Consider the following 19278-nt stretch of genomic DNA (forward strand, 5'->3'; position numbering starts at 1 on the left):
GCTCGTCAGGCTCATAACCTGAAGGTCACAGGTTCAAATCCTGTCCCCGCAACCAAAATTAGAAAAGCCTCCGCTCACAAAGCGGAGGCTTTTTTGCATGCGAACACCCCCATGATCGCGGCAGGTGAATCTCTCCCCAAACCTCCGGATAACAGCGGACAAGGTCAGCGGCGGACGGCGCGCCTCCCCGAAGCGGTACCGCGTCTCTATGATGTCGGGAAGGGGGGATGACGTGACATTCCTCGCTCGGGCGCCGTTCATCTGCCGGCGGAGCCCGTCCAGGAGGGGTGACGCGGTCGCGTGCCTGTCCGGCGCACAGAACAAGGAAAGGTCCGTTTGTCGGGCAGCTTGGTTGGGGGGCGAAACCGAGGTGGCGCGCCGATAGGCCCCGGGAAGCGGCTTACGATCGAGATCGGATGGCCCGGCGGGCGGAGCGGCGCGACGAGGATCTGTTCATTTCCTCGCTGACGGTTGCGACAATCCGGTGCACAGCCGTTGCTCGCCGCGGAAACCTTCCGATTCCCATCGTTCCCCGTCGAGCCGAACAAGCCGGATCGGACAGCCTATAGTCTTCGCCTATGCTGCCACATCCGGATCAATCCAATTGTCATCGGTGTGCAACGGTGTTGACCGCACAGTACATTCCGTCAGCCCAAGCAGCCCGAATACCTCATCACCTCTACCGCCTCACATCGGCCCGCCGAAGCTGTGGGGATGACAGGGTTTGCCTCGAGTTTGGGAGACGCATGACTCGGGCCAACACCCCTAACCTACGGAGAATCATCGATGAGCGACACGCCGGTAATATCAAAGGGCAACTTTGGCTACCCCGACCCGGGACCCCAGAACCCAACGGCCACTGACGTCACCAACAGCGTATTCTTCGTCTCGGATGAAGATTGGGACGCGATCAGGCAGGCCGAATACGACTACATTGTGCTCGGTAGCGGATTTTGCGCGCTGGCCTTTGTTGAACGCATCTATAAGCACAAGCCCAGCGCCCGCATACTGATGCTCGAGCGCGGCCCATTCTTCCTGCCTGTTCACTTTCAGAACCTGCCGACACCCTATGAAGCGACCGTCGGCGGAAAAAGCGAGACCTTTCCCTGGACGCTCTCGGGACAGACGGCCCTGCAGCCCCCCGGCAAGATCCAGTGGCAGCACGGGATGGTGCCCTTCTTCGGGGGGCGCAGCATCATGTGGAGTGCCTGGTGCCCCGACCCGACACAGTTCGAATATACACTCAATGGGTGGCCACGGTCGCTCATCGACGCCTTCAATCGCAACAAGTCTGATGCCGCGCGATTGATGAATGTGGTTTCCACCGAGCAGATCGACTCCGATCTCAGCGTGGAGGAACGCATGGCAGTGGGCCAGAGCCGGCCGGTTTACGGCACCATGCAACGCGGCCTTCTCGATATGCTGGCGGAAAATATCGACAAGCTCACATCGCCCAACGGGCTGAGGGTCCAGTATGAGGCGGCCAAGATCGCGGCCCATTCCAGGGCGACGGCTGGCATCGACTTCGCGAAGTTCTCGACGCCCGCTCCCTTGCTCAAGATCGTGGCCGACCAGCAGGCGGCAGCCGCAGCCGGCAGGGGTGCCCCCCTTCATATCGTCAACAATTGCGTTGCAATCCGGGCCGAGGAGGTCAACGGCGCCGCGACCGTCATCAAGACCAGCCGAGGCGACATCAACGTAAACGCTGCCAAGGTTGTCCTGGCCATGGGTTCTGTTCCACCGACGACCTTCCTGCTCAACTCGTTTCCAGCGCTCGAGCGCGCAGGGCAACGCTTTGCAGCCCACTTCATCACCGCTCTCGTGGGGCGAATTCCGCGCAGCGCCTTTTCCTTCGGCGCCGACCTGGCGTCCATGGAGCTCGCTGCGATCTACCTCTCCGGAGCTATCCAGATCTTTGGCTTCAATACGCAGCAGATCCATATGCAGTTGTCGGTGCTCAACAACGAGAACCCGGCACAAAATGCAGAGATTGCCGGACGGTACATGCCCGACGTGGTCGCCACGGCATCACGAGCCCAGATGGAAAGCTCGCCCGACCATATCCTTTTCGTCTTTGCAAGCCTGGGCGAGATGGATCCGGCCAATGCGGACAACTGGGTGCACAAGAACGGGGGCAGCGATCAGACCACCAATATCGAACTTCAAGCTCTCGCCAACGACAACGATAACAAGACGTGGGACGGAATGGACGATCTGACCTTCCGAGCCCTGGAAGACGTCCTGCGGCCGAACAACGCAACGGTCGAATATTGGCATGGCGATGCCAATAGCGGAACTTGGAGTCTCGACAGGCCTCCAGTCGGGCAGCGGCGCGCACCGGCCCTCGTTCATGAGGCTTCGACACTATGGGTCGACGCCGTGCCCGGAAACGGCGTGGTCGGCGAAGACTATCGCCCCTATAATGTCTCCAATGTCTACGTGACCGGTGGCGGGCTGTTTCCACGCGCGGAGTCCTGGAATCCGACGTTCTTTATGGTTGCGCTGGCTCAGGACCTCGCCGACCAACTCACCTGAAACGCGCAAGCCACGCATATGTCGCTGACGGATCCCCGTATGCTGGCTCAGGGACGCTTTCCGGTCCCGTGTGAACGGCCCGCGCTAGCGATGATCGATTGGAGCGAGGGCTTGATGTTCCTGGCAGATCAGACCACCCCTGTGGGAACCCGCAGGGGTGGTTTTGCGAATTTCTGAAACCCTATTAGTCAGTTCCACTGACCTCCATGGAATGGGAAGCGAACCGCTGACGGGCTCAGCTTTGCCGCAATTGTCGGGCAGCGCTGAGGAATGTCCTGAGATGAGGATTGCTGCTATCGACCCGCCAGAACAAGGCAAGACGATGGGAGCCAATCGACGGGTCGGTGTGCTTGAGCACGAGATCGTCCGGAATAGGCACCGTGCCTTCGGAGATCAGGCAAGCGCCGAGCCCGGCCGACGCAAGCTGCATGTGGGACTGCGTGGTCAAGACCTCAGCGTGGACAATTCTCGGCTCGATTCCCAGGGAGCGTAGACCCCGGAGTTGATAGTCATAGTGCGTGCGATGGTAGTCGGGAGGAGCGAGGACAATGTCGAGTTTGGCGATGTCCTGGCCCGTAAGGACCAGCCGGCGTGCGACGGGATGAGCTTTCGACATGCAAAGCCGATAGTCCGCCTTCCATATAATCAAGGAGTCCATGGCTTCGGACAAAAGCGCCGGCGTCGGCAAAGACATGAAGCCGGCGTCCAGTTCCCCCTCGTTGAGCATACGGCTCATCTCTTCGGCCGTGGCCTCGATCATAAAGGGACTGATATCGGGATGTGCTGCCCGGAACTCGCCGAGCAGCAAGCTTATCACCGGGTAGGAGAGGTAGCTGGGCATGCCGATGCGCAGGCCCTGGCCGGTTGAGAGTTCGGCAAATTCCTCGATCGTCGCGCTCAGCAGGTCCAATACCCTCTTCGAACGCTCGAGCAGCAGCTTTCCGTGCGGGGTGAGCCGCAAAAGGCGCCCTTTGCGCTCGATCAGGACCGCGCCCAGGCTGTCCTCGAGTTGGGCAAGCTGTTGGCTGAGCGTCGGCTGGCTGATCGACAGCGCAGACGCAGCCTTGCTGAAACTGCCGGAACGGTGCAGCTCTCGAAAGTAGATCAATTGCCGGACGCTCAATCGGCGCATGCTCGCAAATGTCGCGTTGGAAAGCGCAGTTCGCGCCATATATGGCCTCCCGTCGATGACCTGCCGGATCGCCAATCTATAGGCAAAACCTATACGACAGATGACAACCCGATGGATCCGTCATCCTCGTGAAATCCGCAACCGATATCGCTTTCCAGGGTTCTCTCGAGATTCAAGCGGCAGGTCTTTGGTGCCCATTTCAGTCCATGTTCTCGGCTCTTCGGGCGGATATCCCGCCAACGGGCAACCATGTTCGGGCTATCTGGTGCGCGGCACGGCCGGCGCAATCCTTCTCGACTGCGGCCCAGGCGTTGCGACCGCGCTGCTGAGAGATGGGCCGCACTGTAATCTTGACGCGATCGCGATCAGCCATCTGCATCCTGACCACACGCTCGACCTCATTCCACTCGCCTATTCGCTACTCACCGAGTGGCTGGTTGACGGGCGGACGGTTCCACTGCCGTTGTTCGTGCCCCTGGGTGGCATCGACTTCCTGCGGCGGTTCTCCGATCTTTTTGGTCATCGCCAATGGCGTCTGCCGACAGACGGCGGCAGCCCGGGAAAGCAAGCGATTGCGACATCTCTGGCGCAAGGTCAGGATTGGGTTTTCTCGGTCTTCGACATACGCGAATACATGCCCGGCGACGATTTCGGACGGGGCGACCTGACCGTCCGCACCCATCCGGTCGATCACGGCGTGCCCACTGCTGCGATGCGAATCGATGACGCCGACAAGAGCGTCGTCTATTCGGCGGACACCCGCTTTTTGCCTTCCCTTGCAAGCTTTGCCTCGCGCACCGACCTGTTTTTCCTGGACGCCCATCTCTCCGGGCTGTTTGCGCCCGGCGGCGCACATATGACCCCCATGGAGGCTGGCCGTCTGGGGGCGATGGCCGAGGCAAGCGAACTGGTACTTTGTCATCTCGCCACGCCGGAGGATGGCGACAGCGCCCGGCGGGCCGCCGCGGTCGAGTTCAAGGGGCCGATCCATCTCGCCTGCCAGACTAGCGAATACGCCCTATGAGCGTCTCTCCAGCATCCGTACTCCGCCCGATCACCATGCCCCGGGTCGGATTTGCCCCCTTGGTCGCTCCCTATGTTCTGGTGGCGCCGCTTCTCGGGCTGATCTTTATCTTCGCGATCCTGCCTGCGGCGCTGGCACTGTTTCTCACCTTCTTCGAGACCGATATCCTGGCGGGAACCATGCGTTTCGTTGGCACCGCCAATTTTGCGCGGGCGGCGGACCGTGGGAATGTCCTCAACAGCCTGCGGGTCACCTTCCTCTATACCGTCCTGACCGTGCCTCCCTCGATGATCCTGGGTCTTTCGATCGCGCTGGCGATCAATGGCCTGCGGCGCGGTCGCATGTTCTGGCAAGCCGTCTACTTCCTGCCCGTCGCGGCGACGCTCGTTGCCATGTCGATCGTCTGGCGCTGGATGTTCGTCGGACGCAAGGGCATCATCGACCAGACGTTCGGCCAGGCAATCGGGCTCACCGACTGGCTGAACTCACCGGTTCTCTCTCTGCCAGCCGTCGCGATCGTCGGCAACTGGCAGCAGATCGGCTTCGTGGTCATCCTCTATCTGGCCGCCCTGACGGCGGTTCCCAGGCATCTGCTCGAAGCGGCGCGGGTGGACGGTGCAGGCGCCTGGAGCCGCTTCTGGCACGTCACATGGCCGTCGATCGGACCGACGACGGTTTTCGTCGGCATCATCACCTCGGTCGACGCGCTGCGGGTATTCGATACGATCTCGACGATGACCGGCGGCGGTCCTTCGCGATCGAGCCAGACGCTGGCCCATCTGATGTGGGAGCGGGGCATCTATTTCTTCGATATCGGCGGCGGCTCGGTCGTGACGCTGGTGCTGTTGGCTCTGGCGCTCGCGGCGACCGCGGTTCAGCGCCTGCTCACCGCGCGCCTGGAGAGGGCAGGGACGCGATGACTACACATGCCGGTGAAACCCGTTCCCGCATCATGCAGGCCGGAATCCATATTGCCCTCGCGGCCGGGGCGGTATTCATGCTCTTGCCGTTCTGGCTCATGCTGCGCACGTCCTTTACCGCGCCCGACCAGATCTTTTCGGGTAATGTTCTGACACTTACCCATTTCAGCCTCGACAATTATGCAAGGGTCTTCGCCGAAGTCCCGTTGCTGCGTTATTACCTGAACGGGTTTGTTGTCGTTGGCACGATTTTTCTCGGCCAGGTCGTCATCTGCGTGCCGGCCGCATATGCCCTGTCGCGCCTGCGTTTTGCCGGGCGGGAGCTGGGCCTTTGGATCGTGCTGGCTGCGATGATGGTACCTTATCACGCAACCGCTATCCCAATCTATGTGCTGCTCTCGCAGTTCGGCCTGATCAACACCCATGGCGCGCTGATCCTGCCCTTTATCGGTTCGGCCTTCAGCGTCTTCCTGTTGCGCCAGTTCTTCCTGTCCATCCCCCAATCGGTGTTCGAATCCGCACGGCTCGACGGCGCGTCGCCTTACCGAATCCTGATCCACATCGTCTTTCCCATGGCCCGGCCGGCCATCATAACGTTCGGCATCCTGAGCTTTGTTTCTCACTGGAACGACTATTTCTGGCCCTCCTTCGTGTTGCGAAACGACTTTGCAGCGACGGTGCCCTTCGGGATCGTCAGGTTTCTCGATCAGGAGCTCGGCGCCGACTATGGCCCACAAATGGCCGCCGCGACCCTCACGGTTCTCCCCCTCCTGATCGGGTTCCTCATCGCCCAACGCCAGCTCATTGCCGGAATCGCCATGTCCTCCGGCCAGGTCGATTAATCCTCCGCCATGCTCAACTGGAGTTTTGCCATGATCCGCCTGCTTTCATCCGTCGCCCTCGGAGCCATGATCGGGGCCGCACCGGCCCTCGCCCAGACCGAGATCCGCATCGTCTCAGGCCAGGAGCGCCAGAATGGCGCCGTCCTTGTCGACATCTTCAAACGTTTCAACGCAGGCCAGAACCGGGTTCTCGTCGATCTCGAACTGGACAATCGGTCCGATCTCGACACAACCCAAAAGGTGCTCGCCGATATCGTTGCCGGCACGACGCCTGACGCGGTGCGCATCACCGGCGCGGTGCTGCGCTCCTATATCGACTCCGGGCGCGCCCAGCCCCTCGATGCGTGTCTCGCCTCCGCGCCCAAACTGGCCGCCCAACTCGATACCGGCCTCCTTGACGGTTTCCGCGTCAATGGCACGCTCTACGCCATGCCCTGGTACGTGACGCTGCCAGCCCTGTTCATCAACGCCGATGCATTCCGCGCCGCCGGTCTCGATCCCGAAAGCCCGCCTGCCACCTGGAGCGAACTGGAGGCGGCTGCCGCGGCACTCAGCAACGGGTCGGGCGACCGCTACGGGCTGCTCATGTACATGCCCAACACTTATATGTTCGAGGGTCAGCTCGCCTCTTCGGGAGGTGCCATGGTCGGTCCCGACGGCCAGTCGGGCGTCGCCGGTCCGGCGGCAGTCGACCAGATGGCCTTCATGCGGCGGCTGGTTAAAGACAAACGCATGCCCGCGCTTTCCCAGGCCGTGTTCTGGGGCGAAGCCGCACGCCTGTTTCAGGCGGGAGAGGTGGCGATGCTCCTGACGTCGTCGTCGAGCTATAATAGCCTCACCGCGAACGTCAACTTCGATGTGGCGCTCGCCCCTATGCCGGCCCAGGACGGCCATGATCCCATCACGATGGCGTCCGGCAACGGTTTCGTGATGCTGGCGACCGATCCGGCACGGCAGGAGGCGACCTGTTCGGCGCTGCTCTCGCTCATCACGCCCGAAAGTGTTGCGGCGACCGTCCGGGCGACGGCGTCTTCCCCCCTCAATGTGGCGGCGGCGGAGATCCCCGAACTGCTGGGCGATTTCTACGCCAAAAATCGCAAACTGGTTGTGATTAACAGCCAGATGAGCCGTCCCTGGTACACGCTGCCGGGCCGCGCCAACAACGAGTTCCAGAGCAATTTCGGTGACATCCAGCACGAAATCCTGACCGGTGCGACCTCGCCTCAGGACGGGCTGAACCGCCTTGCTGCACTCATGAACGAGCTGAACGCAGGACAATGACGGTACACCCCTTGGCAACCAGGATCGGTGCACCCACTCCCGTGGCCGTTCACAATCTCGCAAAATCTTGGCCGGGCGCGCAGCGCCCCGTCTTCTCTGAACTCGACATCGACTGTCCTGCCGGCGGCATCACCATCATCGTCGGCCCCTCGGGATGCGGCAAGACAACCTTTCTGCGCTGCCTGTGCGGCCTCGACGTACCGACGAAAGGAGAAATACGCTTCGGCGACCAGGACGTGACGCGCATCGACGCGCAGCATCGCGGTGTCGCCATGGTGTTCCAGAACTACGCGCTCTATCCGACCAAGACGGCGTTCGACAATATCGCCTTCCCGCTGCGCATGGCACGTGTCGGCGCGGCCGAGACCGCCGATCGGGTTCGGGCGGCGGCGGCACTGACGCGCATCGAAGGTCTCCTCGAAAGGTTGCCTTCCCAGCTTTCCGGCGGCCAGCGCCAAAGGGTCGGCATCGCCCGGGCGATCGTGCGCGGACCGTCGGTTCTTCTGATGGACGAGCCGCTGTCGAACCTGGACACCAAACTCCGGGTCGAGATGCGCGCCGAGCTCAGCGCTCTGCAGCGGGAACTGGGGGCAACCACGGTCTATGTCACCCACGACCAGACCGAGGCCCTGGCGCTGGCCGACCATCTGATTGTCATGCGCGACGGCAAGATCGAGCAGCAGGGGGCGCCGGAGGAGATTTTCCGGCATCCGGCCGATGTCTTCGTCGCCGATTTTCTCGGGTCGATGAACTTGTTGGCCGTCCGCCGGGAAGGTGAGGGCATGGTTCTGGCGGACGGGACGCGGGTTTCCAGCCTGCCGGGAGCACCGTCATCTGGGTCCTTCCAACTCGGCTTCCGGGCTGAGGATGCGCATATCGGTGGCTTGGCCGGCGACCGTGCGACGCTCCCGGCGATGGTCAGGCGCTCAGAATTGATGGGCTCGGAACGCCTGGTTCATCTCCATTGCGGCGGCGTGGCCTTGCGCGCCCGTCTCAAGCAGGCCGTCGCGCCCGGGGAACATATCGATCTTCACGTACACGCCTCGGCGTTGCACTACTTCTCCGATGATGGCCAACGGGCGGGCGCGGTTGCATGAAGGACATCCACATCATCTGGGACTGGAACGGCACGCTTCTCGACGATTTCGCCATAACCGCGCAGATCACCATTGACGCAATGGCCGAACTCGGCCACCCCGGTATCACGCCTCAAATGGTGCGGCGTCACTATCGGCGGCCTCTGGCCGACTATTTCACCGCGCTCCTGGACCGGCCCGCCACGGCCGAGGATATCGAGCATCTCAGTGCCGCTTATGCCGAGCATTATGACAAGAAGATGCACGAGTTGCCTCTGGCTGCCGATGCCCGACAGGCGCTCACCCAGCTCAGGTCCTATGCGGATCAGTCGCTGCTCTCGATGGCGCCGCATGAGCAGATCACGCTGCTTATCGACCATCACGGCTTGGCCGGCCACTTCGTTCGCATACAAGGGTTCACAGGGGTTGGGCATCCGACCAAGCGCGACAGCCTCCGGAACCATGGTCGCGATCTTGGCGTGGCCTTCGAGCAAAGCTGGCTGATCGGCGATACGGTCGACGATTTCCTGTCAGCCGCCGCGCTCGGCATCCGGAGCGTGCTGGTCACCACAGGCATGCAGGCCCGGGAGGAATTACGTGCCACCGGGGCGCCGGTGGTCGACAGCCTCTCGCAAGCTGCCGAGTTCATCCTGGACAAAACTCATTCAAAACCTTAGGTCAAATGCCCCACGGTCAACTCATCTCCGAACTGGAGGCCGCCTTTTTCGCAAGGGAAGGTCACGCCGACGCCAGCCACGACATCAATCACGCCCGCCGCGTCATGCGGTCCGCTCTCGACATCGCTCATGCCGAAGGCGGAGGGAACGAACGCGTCCTGATCGCCGCGGCCTATCTCCATGACTGGGTGAACCTGCCCAAGAATCATCCCGACCGGACGCGTGCGTCTGCCTTGTCGGCGGAAGGCGCCCGCCCGATCCTCCTCGATCTCGGCTTCGACGCCGCCGAGATCGAGGCGACCGCGCATGCCATTGTCGCGCACAGCTTTTCCGCAGGGATCGTCCCGGTGTCTCTCGAAGCCAAGGCCTTGCAGGACGCCGACCGTCTGGAGGCGCTGGGCGCCATAGGCCTTGCCCGCGTCTTCGTCATCGCCGGCCAACTCGGAACGGCGCTCTTTGACGGCGACGATCCGTTTGCGCAGCGGCGGCAACTGGATGACCGGCGCTTTGCCGTCGACCATTTCGCAGTCAAGCTCCTGCGGCTGCCGTCGAGCATGCAGACGCATGCGGGCAGAACGCTGGCCGCCCGGCGCGCAGAGGTGCTGCGGGGTTTCCTGGTGGCGCTGGCCGAAGAGCTCAGGACAGAGATGCCATGGTGAGGACGGTCACCGAGCTGGATGGCACATGGCTGTTTCGACCCGATCCACGACGCATCGGCGAGCTCTACCCCGAAGAACTCCATTATACCCATGCTTATCAGGCCCGGTGGTGCGAACCGGATCACGGCGTATCGTCATGGGTTTCCATCACGGTTCCGGGCCTGTGGACCCGGCAGGGGCATCCCGACCTCGAATGCGGCTGGTATCGGCTCGACTTCGCGAGCGAACCTTGTGACGGGATCGCCGCGCTCATTTTCGAGGGGGTGGATTATTATGCCGACGTCTGGCTGAACGGTCATTATCTGGGCAGCCACGAAGGATGCTTCGGTCACTTTGACTTCGAGATCGGGGACCTGCTCGTGGACAGGAACACCCTGGTCGTCCGCGTCGATTCTCCGCCGGACGTATCGGGAGTGCGTCATGAAATCGGCCAGATGAAGCGCATGTTCCGCGGGGCGCTCGAACGCTGGGACATGAACGATCCCGAGAGCAAGCCCGCGGGCATCTTTGGTTCGGTTCGGCTCGAACGATCAGGGCAGGTGCGGGTGCAAGGCGTTTCGGTCGAAGCCAATCCGGTCACTCTGCCACCCGCCGCGGCGACGGATATGCCGGTCTCCGTCGAGGGCCATCTTACCGCCCAATTGCGGATTGCCGCGGCGGTCGATGCTGTTATCCGCTATCGGATCGAACCGATTGGCTTTGCAGCCGCGGCAACGGAAGGCCAAGTCTCCTTTCGTTGCGCGCCGGGCACGCGAAGCCTGTCCCTCGAATTCGTGCTCGACCAGGCACAACTCTGGTGGACGTGGGATCTTGGCAATCCGCGCCTTTATGAGGTCAACGTCGAGATTTGGGTTGACGACGAGGTTCACGACCGACTTTCCCTTACGACCGGATTCCGCCGCGTCCACCTCGAAAATGGCTGGGACCTGCGCCTCAATGGGGTTCCGCTCTACCAGCGCGGCGCCAACTATCTTTCCGATCTCGATCTCTCCAGCATGACGGCAGAGAGGTATAAGGCCGATCTGGCATTGATGCGGGGAGCCAATCTCAACACCGCCCACCCTTTTGCCGTGGTCGAGAGGGACGAATTCTACGCGGCGTGCGACGCGGCTGGCATCATCGTCTACCAGGACTTCCCCATCTGGATGATGTCAGACCCGGGGTCGGAGGTCGTGCGTGGAGCGATCCGCCAGTTCGACGCTATGCTGGATCGCTTGCGCAATCATCCCTCGCTAGCGATCTGGAATTTCGGCAGTCAGCCCAGTGTGGCTAATTTCGAGAAGCTCTGTGTTGCGCTGGTTCGCCACGCCCGGCAGCGCGATTCCGCCCGAATCGCCCATCACGCCAACAGCGCCATTTCCTATAGCGCTTGTGATGACTTGCATCCCTTGCGATCGTTCTTCTGGAAGGAAGAGCGGGCGCGTAACTTCGAGGCCCGCTATGGATGGCGGCGCGATTGTCACATGTATCCCGGCTGGTATTTCGGCCGCACAGTGGACATCGCTAGACTGCCGGACAGCCATTTCGGACTGGTCACAGAGTTTGGCGCGCAGTCACTTCCGCGGTCAGCAACGCCTGCCCTGGACGGCGGCGAGGACACCGATCCGATCCCCTGGCACGTCCTTGCAGCAAAAGGTGCGCAACCGGCGCTTCTGCAAAAACATCATCCGGACGCTAGGAGCCTTTCCCAACTCGTGGACGGCAGCCAGCGCCATCAGGCGGAGGTGCTTCGCCACCACGCCGAGTTCATCCGCCGACGCAAGTTGAGCGGAGGCAATGGGCTGCATGTCTTCGCCTTCAACGATTGCTGGCCAGCGGTCAGTTGGTCGATCCTCGAATACGACCGTACCCCAAAAGCAGCTTATGCGGCGGTCCGGCAAGCGATGGAGCCTGTGCAGGTCTTTCTCGACAACTATTGGGATATCAATGAAGCTGATGAACTGCCGACTGCAGTCACTATCATCAACGATACGCCAGTTGTTCTTTCAAATGCCAGGCTGGAGGTTGTCGTTGAGGGATTGCAGTCTCCTGGCGCGATAACTCTACCGGATGTTCCAGCTTCAGGCGGATTGCGGGCGGCAGTTCCACGGCCGCTCCAGCCTGGACCGCAAACCATCGTATTGCTGCTGACTTGGGGCCAAGAACAAAGTGTCAGTAACACGTATGTTATAGTCGGTATGGCATCATGAGCCCCAAATGACACATCGCATACTCGGACTTTAACCTCCGTAATGCTCTGCTCCCCAGCCTTGGATCGCTACCGTCTCTCCTGGCGCGATGTCGAAAGAAATGTCACGGATGACGATCTTCCGCCTGGCGCCGACCTTGAATGAGGTCGCGATTGCAGAAGTCGGGAGCCGTGGACACGGGAGCTTCACCGGCGACAATCTCTTGAATTGGTGACGTCATTGCGCGCTCCTTGCCTTTGGATCGATAGCGTCGCGCAGCGCGTCACCCAGTATGTTCAGGGCGAGTACGGTCAGGAGGATCGCCAGCGAGGGGAAGACAACCAGCCACCAGGCATTGAGAATGTTCTCGAAGCCCTCGCGGATCATGCCACCCCACGTCGCGGTGGGCGGCAGAACGCCGAGGCCGATGAAGGCCAAGGACGCTTCCGTGCGAATGGCCGACGCCATCCACAATGAGGCGACGACGACAATGTCGGACAGGATGTTCGGGAGGATATGAACGCCCATGATCCGAAACGGGGAGAAGCCCAGCGACCGGCCTGCCTCGACGAAGTCACGGCGCTTCATGGCGATCGTCGGGGCCCTGGCCACGCGGGCAAAGGGGGCCGTCTCGGTAATAGCTATCGCGATGATCAGGTTCTCGAAGCTGGCACCGAGCATGGCCGCGACCATCAGGCCCAACAGCAGCGTCGGAAACGACAGCATCACGTCGACGATGCCCATCACGATCTGATCGAACACGCCGCCGATATAGCCTGCCAGGATCCCGAGTGCCGAGCCGACCAGCATGGCGATCAAGACGGACAGGAATCCGATCGATAGCGATATGCGGGCTCCATAGAGAAGGCGTGAGAGGACATCGCGGCCGTAGCTGTCGGTTCCAAGCCAGTACTGGGCGGACGGTGGGCTTAGGCGATGGAGGATGTTCTGCTTCAAAGGATCGTAAGGTGCGACGAGCGGTGCGAAGACGGCGAGCAGAATGATCACCGCCAAAAGGCCGATGCCGATCCACGAAAAGCGGTTGCGACGAAATGCCGTGAAGACCGGGCTTGGCTGTCGCCGGGGGGCGACTTGAGAAACTGCTGCGTCGGTCATCGGGCAAGACTCACTCTGGGATCGACGAGGGCGTAGATGAGATCCGTGACCGTATTCACGACGATGACGAAGGTGGCGAAGACGACCATCAGTCCCTGGAGCATGGTGTAATCACGGGACTGCAGGGCGCCGAGAATGAGCTTGCCAAGTCCAGGCCGCGTGAAAACGATCTCGGTGAGAACGGAATTCCCGATGAGGGTCCCAAAATAGAGACCGACGACCGTCACGATGGGGATTAGCGCATTGCCCAAGGCATGCCGGATGATGAGGCCTCGCGGGCGGACGCCCTTTGCGCGCGCGGTCCGGATATAATCCTCTCCCATCACGTCGAGCATGGACGAGCGGGTGACGCGCGCGATGTAAGCCGTCATGATCAGGCCGAGATTCAGCGCCGGCAGCAGAAGATTACGAAGATGATCGATCGGATCGCTCGTGGCCCGGCTCATCACGGGCAGCCATTGCAGCCAGACCGCGAAAGCCAGAAGCATCAGGATCGCCGAGACGAAGCCGGGGAAGGATAGGCCGACGAGCGAGAGAATGCGGCTGAGGTAATCCGGCCACTGGTCGCGGCGGATTGCGGCAATAATGCCGAGCAGAACCCCGAGCAACGTCCCGATCAACATTGCCGCGGCGGCGAGCTCCAGCGTATAGGGAAGAACGGTCGCCACCTCGTCCAGTACGGTGCGGCCGCTGACCATGGAGCGGCCCAAGTCGCCTGTAAGCATATCTTTGATGAACTTCAGATATTGGACGCCGATTGGCTGGTCGAGACCAAGTTCCGCCCGCAGCGCCTGAAGCGTCGCATCACTGGCGCGGTCGCCAAGCATCGCAACGGCGGCATCACCGGGCACCAGGCGGACGAGAACAAAGACCATGGTGAGCATCGCGATCAATGTCGGGATCGCGAGGAGAAGTCTTCGGATCACATAACCGGTCATGCGGCAACCCTTTCGATAGCGATACGGCTCGCACGGAAGGCGTCGAGATTGTGGTTTGTATGACCCTCACAGATCAGATCGGCGACCACCCGTCCGACCGAGGGGACGAGCTGGAACCCGTGTCCGGAAAAGCCGAAGACATGGATCAGTCCCTCGACCTTCTGCGAGAAACCGATCACGGGGATGTGGTCAGGCGTCATGGCCTCCATGCCGGCCCATGTCCTGACCATGCGCACGCCCCGGAGCTCCGGGAAAACCCGGATCGCCGCCTGTACCGAGGAGGCGAGCGCGGTGATATCGACGGCGGCCGACTGCCGGTCGGCTGCAAGCTTGCCTTGCGAGCCGCCGCCGATGAGAAGGGTTCCTTGCGATGTCTGCTTGAGGGACAGCCTGCGCCCGAAGGAACTGACGACCGGCTTGATCCTGGGCGCGACGCGTTCGGTCACCACCATCATCGACGTTCGGATCGCGTGCCGCAACGGGTCGCCGGCAAGGACCGAGATATGGTCGGCCCATGCTCCTGCCGCGTTGACGATCAGGCGCGCTTCAAAGATGCCGCGTATCGTCTCGGCTCGCCAGTGGCCGGCTGATCGTGTCAGGCTGGTCACGAGGCATTCTTCGACGATCGTCACCCCTGCCTTTTTCGCGGCGTCGCGAAACGCGCGAATGGCGCGATGCGGGTCGGCCGAGCCGTCCCCGGACACAAACGCCCCACCCACGCAATGCGGCGATACGCCCGGCAGGACGCTCTGCACGTCGTCAGCATCGACAAGGCGCTCATGGTGGAGCCCCATCGCCTCGAGACGGGCGATCCGTTTGGCGATCTTCGCGAGCGCCTCGCCGTCCTCGGCAAGCTGTAATTGCCCGCAGGCGACGAAACCGCAGTCGTCGTCGACGAGCGCCTTCATGTGATGCCAGCTTTCCGCAGCCTCCAGGCTGAGCGGCAATTCCGCCACATTGCGTCCGAGGGTTCGCACACCTGCCGCAGTCGCCCCCGATGCGTGCCGGCCCACGAAGTGGCGCTCGACGAGCTGGACGGAGACGCCGCGCCGGGCCGCCTGGAGGGCGGCGGAAAGCCCATGCAAACCGCCGCCGATTATCAGGACGTCGGTGCTCATGCGGCGCCCTCCGCATGTTCCAGGGATGCGATTTCGCCGAGCGTGATCGGTTTGAGCGGCGGGCGTATGTGGAAGAAACTGACATCTCCGATCGGCAGACCGTGCACCTCCGCCAGGAGCGCCTGAACCGTGTAGCCGCATTGACGTCCCTGGCACGGACCCATCCCGCAGCGGGTCGCGGCCTTGACCGCGCTCGGATCGGCGGGGCTGTTTCGGGCGGCGGACCGGATCGCGCCGGCGGTCACCTCCTCGCAGCGACATGCGATGACGTCGTCTGCAAGACGAGTGCGGGGCGGGGGATAAAGCGCGTCGAGGAATGGTCTCAACGCAAGCGCACGCGCGCGGCGCTGGTCAAGATGCGCGGCTTGGCGCAGATCGTCAGGATTGGCCGCAATCCCGAGCTGTCCGGCAATGCCGAGGGCTGCTATCTCACCAGAGACGGTCGCGGCCATCCACCCGCCGATGCCGCCGGCATCGCCGGCGACGAACAGATCTTTTCGACTGGTTTGTCCCCAGCGGTCCAGCTTGGGCGCCAGATACCCCTGTTCCTCGTTCCAGATATGCTCGCATCGAAGTGCAAGCGTTTCGTGAATGCGGGGGACGACCCCCTCGTGAACCAGCAGCACGTCGGCCTCTACCCGATGGCGCTTGCCCGCCGCCTCCCAGGTGAGATGTTCAAGGCGCTCCTCGCCTTCCGCCCGCAGATCTGAAAACCCCTTGATCATCATCCCGCTGCGTCTGACGTCGCGAAGCCACCGCAATCCCTTGGCGAGATTGCCGAACTCACGCCATGCGCCGGGCAGTCGGGCGAGGGCCGAGAGTTTCGGTGTCGTTGCGGTATCGAGATATCCGGCAATGCGACCGCCAAGGTTGAGCAGTTGTGTCGCGTAGAGAAGCGGCAGGGGGCCTGCACCGGCGATCCATATCCGCCCCTCCGGCAACATGCCGCCTGACTTCAGCAGGATCTGCGCTGCGCCGACCGTCATGACGTTTGGCAATGTCCAGCCCGGGAAGGGAACCGGCCGTTCCTGCGCGCCATTGGCGAGCAACACCGCGCGGGCGGTGATGTGCCGCGCCTTGCGTTCCGTCGTCAAAAACAGGTTCCATCCGTCCTCGATCTGCCAGACCTGTGTCGACGGCAGATATTCAGCGCCTGACGCCCGAAAGGCGGCGACAAGGGCGCACCCTTTCGCGTAGTCTTCGCCAAGCGCCGGGAAAACCGGACTTGCGGCATTCCGTTCGATACCTCGGAATATCTGGCCGCCTGGCGCTGGCTGCTCATCGATGACGATGACGGCAGCGCCGAGCGCGCGCAGGCGCACCGCAGCGGACATGCCGGCCGGACCTGCGCCGATAATCGCGACATCATAGCTCATCGGGATATCTCCCGCGGTCCGCGCTGGCTTTCGATGCGCATGCCGGGCTGGACCGGGACCAGGCAGCCTTGCGTGGACGCGATCCCGTCCACGATTGCCAGACACTCGAAACAGACGCCCATCTGGCAATAGGGAAGCCGCAGCGTCCCGCTGATAGGCGAGCGTCGCCCGGCATCGGGTACCCGCAGAAGCACGCTGGCCACCGTTTCGCCGTCCCAGGCCGGGGTTTCGACCCCATTCACGAGCACCATCATGTCGGGCGGCACGCCCGGCCGCTCAAGCACACTTTTGAACATCGAATCTTCCATTTGAAAAAGCGGCCAGGTCACGCGACAACCGTCCCGCAATCATCGCGGGTGCCACGATCGCGGCATGGGCGGCGGCGAGCGTCACCCCCGAATGACAGGCCGCCGCGAAGAGACCGGGATAGCGCTCCGATTGCGCATAGATCGGCGAGCCGTCCGGGGGCATGACCCGGAAGCCGCTCCATTGACGCACGAGCCGCGCCGCGCTGAGAGCTGGGATGATCCGCGTCGCGCGAAGCGCGAGCTTTGTGGCCGATGCGACTGTCACGCCCCGGTCCGTGGCTTCTTCCTTCGTTGCGCCAATCATCACCGTGCCATCGGCCGTCTGCCGCAACCCGCTCGCGGGGTAGGGAAGGATCGGCGCCAATCGTTCCGTCACCAGCAACTGGCCGCGTTCCGATCTCAGCGGAATTGTGAAACCGAGCGGTTCCGTGAGAAGCGGAGTAGCAAGCCCTGCCGCAACGACGACCTTTGGCGCTCTGAAAGAGCCGGAGGTCGCGTGCACGGTGAACCCGGTCTTCTCGGGTCGGATCGAGCCAACCGTGCTGCGAAAAAGAAGCTTGCTTCCCAGCGCGGTGATCGCCTGTTGCAACGCCGCAAGGAGCTGCAGCGGATTTGCGTGGCCATCCGCCAGACAATAGCTCGCACCGACCACTTCAGAGCCGAAGGTCACGGCGGGCATCATCCTCTCCAGCTCGCGGCGGTCGACCATTCTGGTATCCGCATACTCAGCCTGATTGTGCATACGCTTGTTCAAGGCATCGCGCGCTTCGTATTCATGATCACTGAGGCAGTAAAACAGGCCGCCTGGTCGCGCGTAATCGATACGTGTCTCAACGCAACCTTCCAGTTCCTGCAGAAAGGTTGGCCATAAGTTCGCGCTTTGGCGGGTCAGATCATGGTAAGCGGGCGCCTTGGCGCCTTTTCCCTGGACCCAGACAAGCCCGAAATTGGCGCGAGCGGCACGCATGTCGCCATCTTCGCCGTCAAGGACGAGCACACTCAGCCCCTGCCTTGCAAAGCCATAGGCCAGCGCCGTTCCCACGACACCGCCGCCGACAACGATAATATCCGCGTTCACCCTCATTCTCCTTGATTGTTGCCGAGCTTAGAAATCGAGGGTAGAAAGTCAAAGTCGTTTATTTGGATGATGTATTCTTGGAGGTTATAGATGCGGGAGCCTAGCTTGCGTCAGCTGGAGGCACTGATGGCTGTCGTGGAAGCCGGGACGGTCAGCCGAGCCGCCGAGGTGCTTCGCATCTCACAGCCCGCCGCAAGTAAACTGATCCAGGACCTGGAAGCCGATACCGGCTTGCAACTGTTCGAGCGCGAAAGTGGGCGACTGGTTCCGACCGGTCGAGGGATGCGTCTCTACGAAGAAGTCGAGCGCGTGTTCGGGGGCGTTCATCAGCTCGCCCGGGCCGTTGATGCTATCCGCCGCGAAGAACACGGACATCTGCTGATCGGCGCGATGCCGGCCCTGTCTGGGCCCTTTATTGCCCGGGTGATCGCCAACTTCAGAAAACGTCATCCGGACGTGTTTGTCTCCATCGAGGCCCGCAGTTCCCAGTTCCTGACGGAGGCGGTCCTGCTCCGCCGCCTCGACCTGGCGCTTGTGATCAGTGCCCACGAGCATCCGTCGGCACATGTCGAACCGTTGCGGTGTCCGCCTGCGATCGTGGCTCTGCCGCCTGGCCACAGGCTCTCCAAAAGGCGGGAACTGACCCCCGATGACTTGAAGGACGAGCCCTTCGTGGCCTTTGCGCCGACAGGCACGATGCGCAGCAAGGTCGATGCCGTGTTTGAGCGGTTCGGGCAAAGGCCGAAAATCGTCATCGAGGCTACGACCGCGCCGAACGTCGCCGCGCTGGTGGCCGCGGGGCTCGGCGTGACCGTTGCGGATCCCATCGCGCTGGAATCTGCGGGCGATCAAATCACCGTAAGGCCTTTTCGTCCGGTCATCGATTTCAACTACGGGATCATTCGCCCGGTCCGCGCCCGAAACAGCAAGCTGGTCGAGGACTTCGTCGAGGACGTGCACGCGGCCGCTCTTTCGCCAATGCTGAGAGTATAAAAGGCCCGGCTCCACGCGCACACGCTCGACCGGGTCC

18 protein-coding genes are annotated in these 19278 nt (G+C 62.2%); 11 read left to right on the top strand and 7 right to left on the bottom strand.

The annotated features are described in order from the left end of the window. Together C7450_RS34345 and C7450_RS28000 are read left to right on the top strand one after the other, a co-directional pair. Nucleotides 1–231, top strand: a 231-nt coding sequence (locus tag C7450_RS34345) for a hypothetical protein (protein WP_210206561.1), incomplete at its 5' end; no start/stop codon positions are given. Nucleotides 232–786: 555 nt separating this feature from the next. Continuing rightward, complete coding sequence (locus C7450_RS28000) at nucleotides 787–2535, top strand: GMC oxidoreductase (RefSeq protein WP_110377792.1); 1749 nt, start codon at nucleotides 787–789, stop codon at nucleotides 2533–2535. 235 nt (nucleotides 2536–2770) lie between these two features. Here C7450_RS28000 and C7450_RS28005 read toward each other — a convergent pair whose 3' ends face one another. Further along, nucleotides 2771–3742: a LysR family transcriptional regulator gene (locus C7450_RS28005; RefSeq protein ID WP_146227575.1), complete on the bottom strand. Its 972-nt coding sequence runs from the start codon at nucleotides 3740–3742 to the stop codon at nucleotides 2771–2773. Nucleotides 3743–3767: 25 nt separating this feature from the next. Here C7450_RS28005 and C7450_RS28010 point away from each other — a divergent pair, with 25 nt between their 5' ends. From C7450_RS28010 to C7450_RS28045, 8 genes are read left to right on the top strand one after another with little or no spacing between them, the layout of a single operon-like run. Then, a complete protein-coding gene (locus C7450_RS28010) occupies nucleotides 3768–4691 on the top strand; it encodes an MBL fold metallo-hydrolase (RefSeq protein WP_110377794.1) in 924 nt (307 codons plus the stop codon). Next, the gene (locus C7450_RS28015; protein WP_110377795.1) at nucleotides 4688–5611 is read left to right on the top strand and encodes a carbohydrate ABC transporter permease; all 924 of its coding nucleotides are present in this window, start codon (nucleotides 4688–4690) and stop codon (nucleotides 5609–5611) included. The genes C7450_RS28010 and C7450_RS28015 overlap by 4 nt, the downstream gene beginning before the upstream one ends. Next, nucleotides 5608–6453, top strand: a complete 846-nt coding sequence (locus C7450_RS28020) for a carbohydrate ABC transporter permease (protein WP_110377796.1) — start codon at nucleotides 5608–5610, stop codon at nucleotides 6451–6453. Before C7450_RS28015 ends, C7450_RS28020 begins: the two co-directional genes overlap by 4 nt. Nucleotides 6454–6483: 30 nt before the next feature. Then, nucleotides 6484–7734: an extracellular solute-binding protein gene (locus tag C7450_RS28025; protein WP_170147486.1), complete on the top strand. Its 1251-nt coding sequence runs from the start codon at nucleotides 6484–6486 to the stop codon at nucleotides 7732–7734. Continuing rightward, nucleotides 7731–8831 (top strand): ABC transporter ATP-binding protein, encoded by a 1101-nt coding sequence (locus tag C7450_RS28030; RefSeq protein ID WP_110377798.1) that lies wholly within the window; start codon nucleotides 7731–7733, stop codon nucleotides 8829–8831. The genes C7450_RS28025 and C7450_RS28030 overlap by 4 nt, the downstream gene beginning before the upstream one ends. Continuing rightward, nucleotides 8828–9487, top strand: coding sequence for an HAD family hydrolase (locus tag C7450_RS28035; RefSeq protein WP_110377799.1), 660 nt, complete (start codon nucleotides 8828–8830; stop codon nucleotides 9485–9487). The genes C7450_RS28030 and C7450_RS28035 overlap by 4 nt, the downstream gene beginning before the upstream one ends. 5 nt (nucleotides 9488–9492) lie before the next feature. Then, nucleotides 9493–10146: an HD domain-containing protein gene (locus C7450_RS28040; RefSeq protein WP_110377800.1), complete on the top strand. Its 654-nt coding sequence runs from the start codon at nucleotides 9493–9495 to the stop codon at nucleotides 10144–10146. Then, a complete protein-coding gene (locus C7450_RS28045; protein ID WP_110377801.1) occupies nucleotides 10140–12335 on the top strand; it encodes a glycoside hydrolase family 2 protein in 2196 nt (731 codons plus the stop codon). Before C7450_RS28040 ends, C7450_RS28045 begins: the two co-directional genes overlap by 7 nt. Nucleotides 12336–12551: 216 nt before the next feature. Here the strand turns inward: C7450_RS28045 and C7450_RS28050 are convergent, their stop codons facing one another. The 6 genes from C7450_RS28050 to C7450_RS28075 are packed head-to-tail and all read right to left on the bottom strand — an operon-like array spanning nucleotide 12552 to nucleotide 18254. Next, a complete protein-coding gene (locus C7450_RS28050; RefSeq protein WP_110377802.1) occupies nucleotides 12552–13430 on the bottom strand; it encodes an ABC transporter permease in 879 nt (292 codons plus the stop codon). Further along, a complete protein-coding gene (locus tag C7450_RS28055; protein ID WP_110377803.1) occupies nucleotides 13427–14368 on the bottom strand; it encodes an ABC transporter permease in 942 nt (313 codons plus the stop codon). Before C7450_RS28055 ends, C7450_RS28050 begins: the two co-directional genes overlap by 4 nt. Further along, the gene (locus C7450_RS28060) at nucleotides 14365–15486 is read right to left on the bottom strand and encodes an NAD(P)/FAD-dependent oxidoreductase (protein ID WP_110377804.1); all 1122 of its coding nucleotides are present in this window, start codon (nucleotides 15484–15486) and stop codon (nucleotides 14365–14367) included. Before C7450_RS28060 ends, C7450_RS28055 begins: the two co-directional genes overlap by 4 nt. Beyond that, on the bottom strand, nucleotides 15483–16862 hold the full coding sequence (locus C7450_RS28065) for an NAD(P)/FAD-dependent oxidoreductase (protein WP_110377805.1): 1380 nt from the start codon (nucleotides 16860–16862) through the stop codon (nucleotides 15483–15485). The genes C7450_RS28060 and C7450_RS28065 overlap by 4 nt, the downstream gene beginning before the upstream one ends. Then, nucleotides 16859–17158, bottom strand: a complete 300-nt coding sequence (locus C7450_RS28070; protein ID WP_110377806.1) for a (2Fe-2S)-binding protein — start codon at nucleotides 17156–17158, stop codon at nucleotides 16859–16861. Before C7450_RS28070 ends, C7450_RS28065 begins: the two co-directional genes overlap by 4 nt. Further along, on the bottom strand, nucleotides 17139–18254 hold the full coding sequence (locus C7450_RS28075) for an NAD(P)/FAD-dependent oxidoreductase (protein ID WP_245450162.1): 1116 nt from the start codon (nucleotides 18252–18254) through the stop codon (nucleotides 17139–17141). Before C7450_RS28075 ends, C7450_RS28070 begins: the two co-directional genes overlap by 20 nt. 84 nt (nucleotides 18255–18338) lie before the next feature. Between C7450_RS28075 and C7450_RS28080 the strand changes: the two genes are divergently transcribed. Continuing rightward, complete coding sequence (locus C7450_RS28080; RefSeq protein ID WP_110377808.1) at nucleotides 18339–19241, top strand: LysR substrate-binding domain-containing protein; 903 nt, start codon at nucleotides 18339–18341, stop codon at nucleotides 19239–19241. Nucleotides 19242–19278: the final 37 nt, after the last annotated feature.

The organism is Chelatococcus asaccharovorans (assembly GCF_003201475.1).
Classification (GTDB): Bacteria; Pseudomonadota; Alphaproteobacteria; order Rhizobiales; family Beijerinckiaceae; genus Chelatococcus; species Chelatococcus asaccharovorans.

Excerpts from the sequence above, each read along its gene's own strand:
- C7450_RS28060 (WP_110377804.1), bottom strand. The coding sequence starts at position 15,486 with ATGAGCACCGACGTCCTGATAATCGGCGGCGGTTTGCATGGGCTTTCC.
- C7450_RS28015 (WP_110377795.1), top strand. The coding sequence starts at position 4,688 with ATGAGCGTCTCTCCAGCATCCGTACTCCGCCCGATCACCATGCCCCGG.
- C7450_RS28045 (WP_110377801.1), top strand. The coding sequence starts at position 10,140 with ATGGTGAGGACGGTCACCGAGCTGGATGGCACATGGCTGTTTCGACCC.
- C7450_RS28035 (WP_110377799.1), top strand. The coding sequence starts at position 8,828 with ATGAAGGACATCCACATCATCTGGGACTGGAACGGCACGCTTCTCGAC.
- C7450_RS28050 (WP_110377802.1), bottom strand. The coding sequence starts at position 13,430 with ATGACCGACGCAGCAGTTTCTCAAGTCGCCCCCCGGCGACAGCCAAGC.
- C7450_RS28040 (WP_110377800.1), top strand. The coding sequence starts at position 9,493 with ATGCCCCACGGTCAACTCATCTCCGAACTGGAGGCCGCCTTTTTCGCA.
- C7450_RS28070 (WP_110377806.1), bottom strand. The coding sequence starts at position 17,158 with ATGTTCAAAAGTGTGCTTGAGCGGCCGGGCGTGCCGCCCGACATGATG.
- C7450_RS28030 (WP_110377798.1), top strand. The coding sequence starts at position 7,731 with ATGACGGTACACCCCTTGGCAACCAGGATCGGTGCACCCACTCCCGTG.
- C7450_RS28020 (WP_110377796.1), top strand. The coding sequence starts at position 5,608 with ATGACTACACATGCCGGTGAAACCCGTTCCCGCATCATGCAGGCCGGA.
- C7450_RS28075 (WP_245450162.1), bottom strand. The coding sequence starts at position 18,254 with ATGAGGGTGAACGCGGATATTATCGTTGTCGGCGGCGGTGTCGTGGGA.
- C7450_RS28065 (WP_110377805.1), bottom strand. The coding sequence starts at position 16,862 with ATGAGCTATGATGTCGCGATTATCGGCGCAGGTCCGGCCGGCATGTCC.
- C7450_RS28025 (WP_170147486.1), top strand. The coding sequence starts at position 6,484 with ATGATCCGCCTGCTTTCATCCGTCGCCCTCGGAGCCATGATCGGGGCC.
- C7450_RS28000 (WP_110377792.1), top strand. The coding sequence starts at position 787 with ATGAGCGACACGCCGGTAATATCAAAGGGCAACTTTGGCTACCCCGAC.
- C7450_RS28055 (WP_110377803.1), bottom strand. The coding sequence starts at position 14,368 with ATGACCGGTTATGTGATCCGAAGACTTCTCCTCGCGATCCCGACATTG.
- C7450_RS28080 (WP_110377808.1), top strand. The coding sequence starts at position 18,339 with ATGCGGGAGCCTAGCTTGCGTCAGCTGGAGGCACTGATGGCTGTCGTG.
- C7450_RS28010 (WP_110377794.1), top strand. The coding sequence starts at position 3,768 with ATGACAACCCGATGGATCCGTCATCCTCGTGAAATCCGCAACCGATAT.